Origin of the sequence: Kineococcus glutinatus (assembly GCF_039542765.1) — a bacterium.
Taxonomy (GTDB): domain Bacteria; phylum Actinomycetota; class Actinomycetes; order Actinomycetales; family Kineococcaceae; genus Kineococcus_A; species Kineococcus_A glutinatus.
Map to the genome: position 1 here is coordinate 1 of NZ_BAABIL010000320.1, position 9,974 is coordinate 9,974.

Genomic DNA, 9,974 nt, shown 5'->3' on the forward strand with positions numbered 1-9,974 from the left:
GACAGCAGCGGGGCGATCAGCGGCAGCAGCGCGGCCAGGTCCGTGGACAGGTCCACGTCCATGTACGCCAGCACCTGCGCGTCCGAGGCCGACCACACCGCCTTCAGCGCCCGGCCGCGGCCCTTGGCCTCCAGGCGCACCACCCGCACCCCGGGCAGCTCCTCGGCCAGCGCCCGCGCCACCTGCGGGGTGGCGTCCGTGCTCGCATTGTCCGCGATCGTGATCCGCGAGGTGAACGGCAACCGGGCCAGGTGGGCGTGCAGCCGGTGCACGCAGGGTCCGAGGTCCGCCTCCTCGTCGAACACCGGCACGACGACGTCGAGGACGGGTGCCGGCTCGCCCGCCGCGGCGGCCGGTGCCGTGCCGGTGCGCGCGGAGGGGGCCACCGGTCCCGAGGGCGGCGGAGCGGTCGTGGTCATGGCGCAACGCTCCGAGCAGAACCTGCGCCCGCCCCCGGCGTCAGCTGTGGTGGACCTGTGAGGTGGTCGCCCCGGCGGCCGGCAGCTCCACCCGGAACACCGTGCGCCCGGGCACGCTCGCCACCGACACCGCGCCACCGTGGGCGGTGACGACGGCGTGCACGATCGCCAGCCCCAGGCCGGTGCTGCCCGCGGCGCGGGAACGGGAGGTGTCGGCGCGCGCGAAGCGCTCGAAGACGTGCGGCAGCACCGACGGGTCGATGCCCGGGCCGTCGTCGGCCACCTCCAGCACCACCACCGGGCGACCCGCGTCGGACGTCGCCGCCCGCACCGACGTCGTCACCGTCGTCCCCGCCGGGGTGTGCGTGCGCGCGTTGGCGAGCAGGTTGGCCAGCACCTGGTGCAGCCGGTGCCCGTCGCCCACGGCCGTCACCACGTCCTCGGGGAGGTCCAGGTGCCAGCGGTGCGCGGGGCTGGCGGCGCGGGCGTCGCTGACGGCGTCGAGCACGAGCATCGTCAGGTCCACCTCCTCGGCCGCCAGCGGCTGCTGCGCGTCCAGGCGGGCCAGCAGCAGCAGGTCGTCGACGAGGCCCGTCATCCGCAGCGCCTCCGACTCCACCCGGCGCAGCGCGTGGTCCACGTCCTCGGGCACCGGGTCGGCGCCCGCGCCGCGGCGGCGGGTCAGCTCGGCGTAGCCGCGGATCGCCGCCAGCGGGGTCCGCAGCTCGTGGCTGGCGTCGGCGACGAACTGGCGCACCTGCATCTCCGAGGCGTGCCGCGCCGACAGCGCGCGCCCCACGTGGTCGAGCATCCGGTTGAACGCCGCCCCCACCTGCCCGACCTCGGTGGCCGGATCGGTGTCCACGGGCGCGACGCGCTCGACGATGTCCACCTCGCCGCGGTCCAGCGGCAGCTCCGAGACGCGCGTGGCGGTGCCGGCCACCCGGCGCAGCGGGCGCAGGTCGCGGCGGATGAGCACGCTGCCCAGCACGGCGGCCACGGCGACGCCGGCGGTGACGAGGACGACCTCCACCGCGATGATCCGCGACAGGGTGCCGTCGGCCTCCGCCAGGGAGGCGCCCACGACGACGACCGCGCCGTCGCTGCGCTGCACCGCCACCGCGCGGTAGGAGGAGCCGTCCGGCAGCGTCACCGTGCGCACGCCGGGGACCTGCCCCGGCTCACCGCTGACGGTCTCGGGGTCCTCGGCCAGCGGTGAGAGCGCCGCGGCCTCCGCGGTGGTGAGCCGCTGCACGCAGCCGTCGGCCCGCAGCTCCTCGATGAAGGACTCCTCCACCTGGACCTGCCCGTCGTCGAAGACCGCCTGCAGCCGCCCGTAGCTCGGTCCGCGCCCCGGCTGGTCCGGCTGCACGGCGCCCTCCGTCGTGCAGGCGGTCGTCCCGGCGACCGCGCCCGTCGCCGTGCCGCCGCGCGGGAGCTGACCGGGCGCGCCGCGCCCGTCCAGGGCCTGCTGCACGCCGACCCCGAGCCGGTCGTCGACCTGCTGCACCAGCTGCGCGTGCAGCGCCAGCGTCGTGACGAGCCCGATGACGCAGCCCACCGCCGCCAGCAGCGCGATGACGGTGAGCACCAGGCGGGTGCGCAGCGAGCGGGTACGGCGGTGCCGCTGCAGCAGGGACATCAGGCGCCGGCGGGCTGCTCGGCCGGCTGCTCGGCCGGCTGCTCGGCCGGCTTGAGGACGTAGCCCGCCCCGCGGACGGTGTGGATCATCGGGGCGCGACCGGCGTCGATCTTGCGGCGCAGGTAGGAGATGTACAGCTCGACGATGTTGGCCTGGCCGCCGAAGTCGTAGTTCCACACCCGGTCGAGGATCTGCGCCTTGGACAGCACCCGGCGCGGGTTGCGCATCAGGAAGCGCAGCAGCTCGAACTCGGTGGCCGTCAGCTTGACCTCGGTGCCGGCGCGGGTGACCTCGTGGCTGTCCTCGTCCATCACCAGGTCGCCCACGGTCAGCACCGGCTCGGAGCGGGCCGCGGCCATGCCCGAGCGCCGCAGCAGGCCGCGCAGCCGCGCCACGACCTCCTCCAGGCTGAACGGCTTGGTGACGTAGTCGTCGCCGCCGGCGGTCAGGCCCGCCACCCGGTCCTCGACGGCGTCCTTGGCGGTGAGGAAGAGCACCGGCACGTCGGTGTCCTCCGCGCGGATGCGGCGCAGCACCTCCAGACCGTCGAGGTCGGGGAGCATGACGTCCAGCAGCACCGCGTCGGGGCGGAAGCTACGGGCGGCGCGCACCGCGTCCAGGCCGGTGCCGGCGGTCTGCACGTCCCAGCCCTCGTAGCGCAGGGTCATGGACAGCAGTTCGCTGAGGGTGGACTCGTCGTCGACGACGAGGACGCGCAGGGGGCTGCCGTCGGGGCGGGTCAGCTGCTGGCGGGAGGTGGGCGCGGTCATGCTTCGAGGATCGTCCCGATGCCTCGGAACTGTCGAAGCGAACGCTGTGGACGTCCTGTGCGTCCGCCCGGCGTCCGCCGCGAGCGGCGTCAGCGCGCGCCGGTGAGGACCTCCGAGGGGCCGTGCGTGGTCAGGACGCCCCCGCGGCCGCCCACGACGGCCTGCAGGCGCGCGCGGAAACGCTCCAGGGTGGCGTCGAGCGCCGCGGCGCGCTGCAGGTCCAGGTGCACGCTCGGGGGCAGGCACCCGGTGGCGGGGGCGTGACGGCGGCAGTGCTCGCGGGCCTCGGCCAGCACGAGCTGCAGCTCCTCGGCCAGCGGGGCGTCGACCGCCCCGGAGACGGTGACGTCCAGGTGGGTGCCCCGGGCGCGGGTCACGACCGACGTCAGCGGCACGACGTCGTCGCCGTCGTCGGGCTCGTCGACCGGTGCGGAGGTCACGAGGTGGATGCGGACCCTGGTGTCGTTCACGGCTGCTCCCGGCCTGCCAGGCGCGCCGCGGGCTGCGCCGCGCTGCTCCGACGCTCGTGCGACCGGGTGGGAGCCGGGCGTGAGCGCGCTGTGACAATGCTGGGAGCGGGCGGATCGGCGCGCCGGTCCCGAGGCCGGCGCGCCGGTGCCGGTGCCCGAGCGCAGGGGGCCGGTCGCGGTGTGCGGCGCCCCGTCGTCGGAAGGAGCGGTCGTGGGCAGCCCCCGGTCGGTGCTCGCCGTCCTCGTGGTGAGCACCGCTGCGGCCCTGGTGCTGATGACCGCGTGGGGCGGGCCCGCCGGGCGCCTGTGGTCGATGCTCGTGTCCTCCGCGCTGGCCGCCGTCCTCATCGGCGTCGGCCGGCGCCGGCACCGCCCGCGCTCGCGGCTGCCGTGGCAGCTGGCCCAGTGGGCGATGGCGCTGCTCGGCGTCGCCAACCTCGCCTCGCTGCTGCGGGCGCGCGGTGGCGACCTGGAGGGCGCCGCGGCGGTCGTCGGGGCCGCGGGCAACGGGGTGGGCTGGGCGATGGTCTTCGCCGCCGCGGTCGTCGTGGTGCGCCGGCACGCCACCCGCGACGCGGGCGCGCTCTGCGAGGCGGCGATCACGGGTTCGACGGCGGCCAACGTGCTGTGGGCGGTCGTCCTCGGGCCCCGGCTGCAGGAGGCGGGGGTCCCGGCGGGCAGCCGGGCGTTCACCCTCACGGTCATCACCCTCGTCTGCATGACGCTGGGCGCCATCGTCCAGACGCTGCGCACGGCCCCCGCCGGTCGCCCCGCCTTCGGCTACCTCGTGCTGGCCACCTCCCTGGGGCTGGTGGGGCAGGTGGCGTGGCCGCTGGTCGTGCCCGCCGGGGTCCTGGTCGGCCCCGCCTGGGTGTACGGGACGTTCGTCGCCGCGTACGTCGCGGTGGCCTGCTCGGCGCTGCACCCGGCGATGGCCCACGTCGACCTGCCCGGCCGCAGCGTGGAGCAGGCCCTCACACCGCTGCGGCTGGTGTACCTGGGGGCGGCGCTGCTGTGCACGCCCACGATCACCGCGGTCCGGCAGCTGCTGGGGTTGCCCGCCGACGGCTTCCAGGCGTTGCTGGGCTCCGGCGTCGCCGTCGTCCTCGTGCTGGTGCGGGTGTGGCACATCGCCGTGCTGCGCGCCCGGGCCGAGGCGGCGCTGGCGCACCGGGCCAGCCACGACGGGCTCACCGGCCTGCGCAACCGCCACGCCGCCGTGGAGGCCCTGCGGGCCGCGCTGGCCGACTGCGCGGCGGGTGGCCCGGGCGTCGCCGTCCTCTTCTGCGACCTCGACGGGTTCAAGCAGGTCAACGACGAGCGGGGCCACGCCGCCGGGGACGCGCTCCTCGTGGGCGTCGCCGCCCGGTTGCGGGCGGCGACCCGGCCCGGGGACGTCGTCGCCCGCCTGGGTGGGGACGAGTTCCTCGTGCTGACGCGCGTGGACGACCCCGAGGGCGCGGCCGCGCTGGCCGAGCGGGTGCGCCGGGCCGTCGTCGCCCCCGACCCGGCGGCGCCGACGCCGGCGGGCACGAGCGTGGGCACCGCCCTGGTGCTGTCCGGGGAGCTGGTGGACCCCGACGCCGTCGTCGCCGCCGCCGACGCCTCGATGTACGCGGACAAGGTCGCCCGCCGGGCCGGCCGGGCACCGGCCGCGCCGTCGGGCCCGGGCTGCCCGACCTGCACCCCGGCCTGAACGGCTCCCGGCCCCGCTGCGGTCCGGCGGGGGTCCGGCGGGGGTTCGGGGGCGGGGCGGCGGGCGGATAGCGTGCCGGGCGTGGCGGACCTGTTCGACCAGGACCTCGAGGCGGGCGACGAGGGGGGCGGCGCGGCGCCCGCGGTGCTCGCCGGCGCGCCGCTGGCGGTGCGGATGCGCCCGCGCACCCTCGACGACGTCGTCGGCCAGCAGCACCTGCTCGGCGAGGGCTCCCCGCTGCGCCGGCTCGCCGCGGGCACCGACCTGGGGCGCGCCGGACCGGCCTCCGTGGTGCTGTGGGGCCCGCCGGGGACCGGCAAGACGACGCTGGCGCACGTGCTGGCCCGCGCGGGCGGGCGGCGCTTCGCGGAGCTGTCCGCGGTGACGGCCGGGGTGAAGGACGTGCGCCGCGTCATGGAGGAGGCCCGCGACACCCGCGACCTGCACCGGCGGCAGACCGTGCTGTTCCTCGACGAGATCCACCGCTTCACCAAGGCCCAGCAGGACGCCCTGCTGCCCGGGGTGGAGAACCGCTGGGTGGTGCTCGTCGCCGCCACCACCGAGAACCCGTCCTTCTCCGTGGTGGCGCCGCTGCTGTCGCGCTCGCTGCTGCTGACGCTGCGCCCGCTCACCGACGAGGACGTGCGCGGCCTGCTGCGCCGGGCGGTGGCGGACCCGCGCGGGCTGGCCGGGGAGGTGGCCGTCGAGGAGGAGGCGCTGGAGCACCTGGTGCGGCTGGCCGGTGGCGACGCCCGGCGGGCGCTGACCTGCCTGGAGGCCGCGGCCGGGGCGGCCCTGGCGGAGGACCTGCCCGCCGGGGCGGTGCCCGCCGTCACCCTCGCCCACGCCGAGCAGGCCCTGGACCGGGCCGCGGTGCGCTACGACCGCGCCGGCGACCAGCACTACGACGTGGCCAGCGCGCTCATCAAGTCCATCCGCGGCTCCGACGTCGACGCCGCCCTGCACTACCTGGCGCGGATGGTCGAGGCGGGGGAGGACCCGCGCTTCATCGCCCGCCGGCTGGTCATCTCCGCCTCGGAGGACGTCGGGATGGCCGACCCCACCGCGCTGCAGACCGCGGTGGCGGCGATGACGGCCGTGGCCTCGATCGGGATGCCGGAGGGGCGCATCGTGCTGGCGCAGGCCGTGGTGCACCTGGCCACCGCCCCGAAGTCCAACGCCTCCTACCTCGCGGTGGACGCCGCGATCGCCGACGTGCGGGCCGGGCGCGGCGGGGCGGTGCCCGGGCACCTGCGCGACGCCCACTACGCCGGGGCGCAGCGGCTGGGCCACGGGCGCGGCTACGTCTACGCCCACGACGCCCCCCGCGGGGTGGCGCAGCAGCAGTACCCGCCCGACGAGCTGGTGGGCCGCGACTACTACCGCCCCACCGACCGCGGTCACGAGGCGGCGCTGCGGGAGCGGGTGGAGCGGCTGCGCCGGCTCGTGCGGGGCGGCTGAGGGCGGGCGCCCGCCCCGCAGCCGGTCGCGCCGGGGAGGGCGCACCGCCCACGGGGTAGGGTCGCAGGTCGTGCCCGTGCGGCGGCCAGCCGCGACGACGCCGCACCCGTCTGAGGAGGAGCACGAGGATGCAGACCGCCGAGATCCGTCGGCGCTGGCTGGAGTTCTTCGAGCGCAAGGGGCACACCGTCGTCCCCAGCGCCTCGCTGGTCTCCAACGACCCGAGCCTGATGTTCACCGTGGCCGGGATGGTCCCCTTCATCCCGTACCTCACCGCGCGCGAGCCGGCCCCCTACCCCCGCGCGACGAGCGTGCAGAAGTGCCTGCGCACCCTCGACATCGAGGAGGTCGGCAAGACCAGCCGGCACGGCACGTTCTTCCAGATGAACGGCAACTTCTCCTTCGGCGACTACTTCAAGGAAGGGGCGATCACCTACGCCTGGGAGCTGCTCACCGGCTCCGTCGAGGCCGGCGGCTACGGCCTCGACCCCGAGAAGCTGTGGGTGACCGTCTACCTGGACGACGACGAGTCCGCCGGCATCTGGAAGCGGGTCGCGGGCCTGCCCGACGAGCGCATCCAGCGCCGCGACAAGAAGGACAACTACTGGCACACCGGGCAGTCGGGCCCGGGCGGGCCCTGCTCGGAGATCTACTTCGACCGCGGCCCGGCGTACGGCCGCGAGGGCGGGCCGGTGGCCGACGAGGACCGCTACATCGAGATCTGGAACCTCGTCTTCATGCAGGACCTGCTCGGCGAGGTCCGCTCCAAGGTGGACTTCGACGTCCTGGGCGACCTGCCGGCGAAGAACATCGACACCGGCATGGGCCTGGAGCGCCTCGCCTGCGTGCTGCAGGGCGTCGACAACATGTACGAGATCGACGAGGTCCGCCCGGTGCTGGACCGCGCGGCGCAGCTGTCGGGCCGCACCTACGGGGCGGTGCACGCCGACGACGTGCGGCTGCGGGTGGTGGCCGACCACGTGCGCAGCGCCCTGATGCTGATCGGTGACGGCGTGACGCCCGCCAACGAGGGCGCCGGGTACGTGCTGCGCCGCCTCATCCGCCGCGCGGTGCGGGCGATGCGGCTGCTCGGGGTGGAGGAGCCGTGCCTGCCGCAGCTGCTGCCGGTGTCCAAGGACGTCATGCGCGCCTCCTACCCGGAGCTGGAGCGGGAGTTCGAGCGCATCGGCCGCGTCGCGTACGCCGAGGAGGACGCCTTCCGGCGCACCCTGGTGGCGGGCACGCAGATCTTCGACACGACGGTGCGCGAGCTGCGGACCTCCGGCGGGGCGGCGCTGTCGGGTGAGCGGGCGTTCGCGCTGCACGACACCTACGGCTTCCCGATCGACCTGACGCTGGAGATGGCGGCGGAGCAGGGCCTGGGCGTCGACGAGGACGGTTTCCGCCGCCTGATGGCCGAGCAGCGGGACCGGGCCAAGGCGGACGCGCGCGCCAAGCGTTCCGGCGGGGTGGACGTCACGGTCTTCCGCGACGCGCTGGCGGCGCACGGGCCGACGGAGTGGCTGGCGTACACGGCGCTGACGACGGAGTCGCGGGTGCTGGGCGTCGTCCGGGGCACCGAGGGCGTGCCGGCGGCCGGTGCGGGCGAGATCGTGCACGTGGTGCTGGACCGCACCCCGTTCTACGCGGAGTCGGGCGGGCAGAACGCCGACGCCGGGCACCTGGTGTGGGACGGCGGTCGCGCCGAGGTGCTGGACGTGCAGCGCCCCGTCAAGGGCCTGGTGGTGCACCAGGTGCGCGTGCTGGCGGGGGAGCTGACCGCGGGCGCGGCGCTGGAGGCGGCGGTGGACCCGCGGTGGCGCCTCGGCGCGTGCCAGGCGCACTCGGGCACGCACGTGGTGCACGCGGCGCTGCGGCAGGTGCTGGGGCCGACGGCGCTGCAGTCCGGCTCCTACAACCGGCCCGGCTACCTGCGGCTGGACTTCTCCTGGACGCAGGCCCTCACCCCGGAGCAGCGCGCCGGGGTGGAGCGGGTGTCCAACGAGGCGGTGCGCGACGACCTGCCGGTGAGCGCGCGGTACATGACGCTGCCGCAGGCGCAGGAGTTCGGGGCGCTGGCGCTGTTCGGCGAGACGTACGGCGAGCAGGTGCGCGTCGTGGAGGTCGGCGGGGAGTGGTCGCGGGAGCTGTGCGGCGGCACGCACGTGGCGCACAGCTCGCAGATCGGCGCGCTGGTGCTGTCGGGGGAGTCCTCGGTGGGTGCCTCGGTGCGCCGCGTGGAGGCCGTCGTGGGGCTGGAGGGCCTGGACTACCTGGCCCGCGAGCGCGACCTCGTCCGGCAGCTGTCGGACCTGCTCAAGACCCCTCGCGAGGACGTCGTGACGCGCGTGGAGGGCATGGTCGCGCGGTTGCGCGACGCGGAGCGGGAGATCGCGAAGCTGCGCGCCGGGCAGGTGCTGGCCGCGGCGCCGCAGCTGGCGGCCGGGGCCCGCGACGTGTTCGGGGTGTCGTTCGTCGGCCACGACGCGGGTGGGGCGGGCGCCGACGACGTGCGCACCCTGGTCCTGGACGTGCGCGGCCGGCTGCCCGCGGACCGTCCCGCGGTGGTGGCGGTCACCGGTGTCGCCAAGGAGCGACCGGTGGTGGTCGTGGCGACCAACGACGAGGCCCGCCGCTGGGGCGTGAAGGCCGGCGAGCTGGTCCGGGTGGCGGCGAAGGTCCTCGGTGGCGGTGGGGGCGGCAAGGACGACGTGGCGCAGGGCGGCGGGCAGGACCCCGCGAAGGTCGCCGAGGCGCTGGCGGCCGTCGAGCACGCCCTCGGCGAGCGCGTCACCTCGCGGGCCTGAGGTGGGGGCCCTGCGCGCTCGTGCCCGGTCCGCCGGGCCGGCCGGGCGCCGCCGGTGAGGCGCGGCGTCCGCCTCGGCGTGGACGTCGGCACCGTCCGCGTCGGCCTGGCCTCCTGCGACCCCGACGGCTACGTCGCCTCCCCGGTGCAGACGCTGGCCCGCGACGACCGCCGCGGCGCGGACCTGCGCCGCATCGCCGCGGAGGTCGTCGAGCGGGGCGCGCTGGAGGTGGTCGTGGGGCTGCCGCTGTCGATGGACGGCAGCGAGGGTCGCGCGGCGGGGTTGGTGAGGGCCTACGCTGAGCGCCTCGCGGCGGCGGTGGCCCCGGTGCCGGTCCGGCTGGTCGACGAGCGCTTGAGCACGGTGGGCGCCCACCGCTCGCTGCACGAGTCGGGACGCAAGGGGCGCAAGCACCGGGCCGTCGTCGACCAGGTGGCCGCGGTGTGGTTCCTGCAGGGTGCGCTGGACGCCGAGCGCTCCGCGGGACGCGCGCCCGGACGGGTGGTCGGCGTGGCGCTGCAGGACTTCGACGCTGGTCGGGGGGCAAGCTCCGGTGGCACGGACGCCACCGCCACCGATGCCGGTGGGCTGCCCCCGGACGGGGAGGGACGGAACGCATGATGGACCTGACGGACCTGCCCGGTACCGCGGCCCCCGCGGGCCGCTGGCCGCGGTGCCCGCGGCGCCGGTGCGCCGCCGCGGCGCTGGT

General features: G+C 76.5%; 8 protein-coding genes. 4 read left to right on the top strand and 4 right to left on the bottom strand.

Annotated elements, in window-relative coordinates:
* From ABEB16_RS12370 to ABEB16_RS12385, 4 genes are all read right to left on the bottom strand, one after another.
* A partial coding sequence (locus ABEB16_RS12370; RefSeq protein ID WP_345712550.1) for a glycosyltransferase occupies window positions 1-419 on the bottom strand: 419 nt, incomplete at its 3' end.
* Between the two features lie 40 nt (window positions 420-459).
* The gene (locus ABEB16_RS12375) at window positions 460-2,061 is read right to left on the bottom strand and encodes a sensor histidine kinase (RefSeq protein ID WP_345712551.1); all 1,602 of its coding nucleotides are present in this window, start codon (window positions 2,059-2,061) and stop codon (window positions 460-462) included.
* Window positions 2,061-2,831, bottom strand: a complete 771-nt coding sequence (locus ABEB16_RS12380) for a response regulator transcription factor (RefSeq protein ID WP_345712552.1) — start codon at window positions 2,829-2,831, stop codon at window positions 2,061-2,063. Before ABEB16_RS12380 ends, ABEB16_RS12375 begins: the two co-directional genes overlap by 1 nt.
* An 89-nt stretch (window positions 2,832-2,920) precedes the next feature.
* Window positions 2,921-3,301, bottom strand: coding sequence for a hypothetical protein (locus ABEB16_RS12385; RefSeq protein ID WP_345712553.1), 381 nt, complete (start codon window positions 3,299-3,301; stop codon window positions 2,921-2,923).
* 211 nt (window positions 3,302-3,512) lie between these two features.
* Between ABEB16_RS12385 and ABEB16_RS12390 the strand changes: the two genes are divergently transcribed.
* The 4 genes from ABEB16_RS12390 to ruvX all read left to right on the top strand — a co-directional run bounded on the left by ABEB16_RS12390 (window position 3,513) and on the right by ruvX (window position 9,886).
* Complete coding sequence (locus ABEB16_RS12390) at window positions 3,513-4,997, top strand: GGDEF domain-containing protein (RefSeq protein WP_345712554.1); 1,485 nt, start codon at window positions 3,513-3,515, stop codon at window positions 4,995-4,997.
* An 81-nt stretch (window positions 4,998-5,078) separates the two neighbouring features.
* Window positions 5,079-6,458, top strand: a complete 1,380-nt coding sequence (locus tag ABEB16_RS12395; protein WP_345712555.1) for a replication-associated recombination protein A — start codon at window positions 5,079-5,081, stop codon at window positions 6,456-6,458.
* Between the two features lie 128 nt (window positions 6,459-6,586).
* On the top strand, window positions 6,587-9,265 hold the full coding sequence (alaS, locus tag ABEB16_RS12400) for an alanine--tRNA ligase (RefSeq protein WP_345712556.1): 2,679 nt from the start codon (window positions 6,587-6,589) through the stop codon (window positions 9,263-9,265).
* Window positions 9,266-9,319: 54 nt separating this feature from the next.
* Entirely contained in the window at window positions 9,320-9,886 is a 567-nt protein-coding gene (ruvX, locus tag ABEB16_RS12405; RefSeq protein ID WP_345712557.1) for a Holliday junction resolvase RuvX, read from the top strand.
* Window positions 9,887-9,974 lie beyond the last annotated feature (88 nt).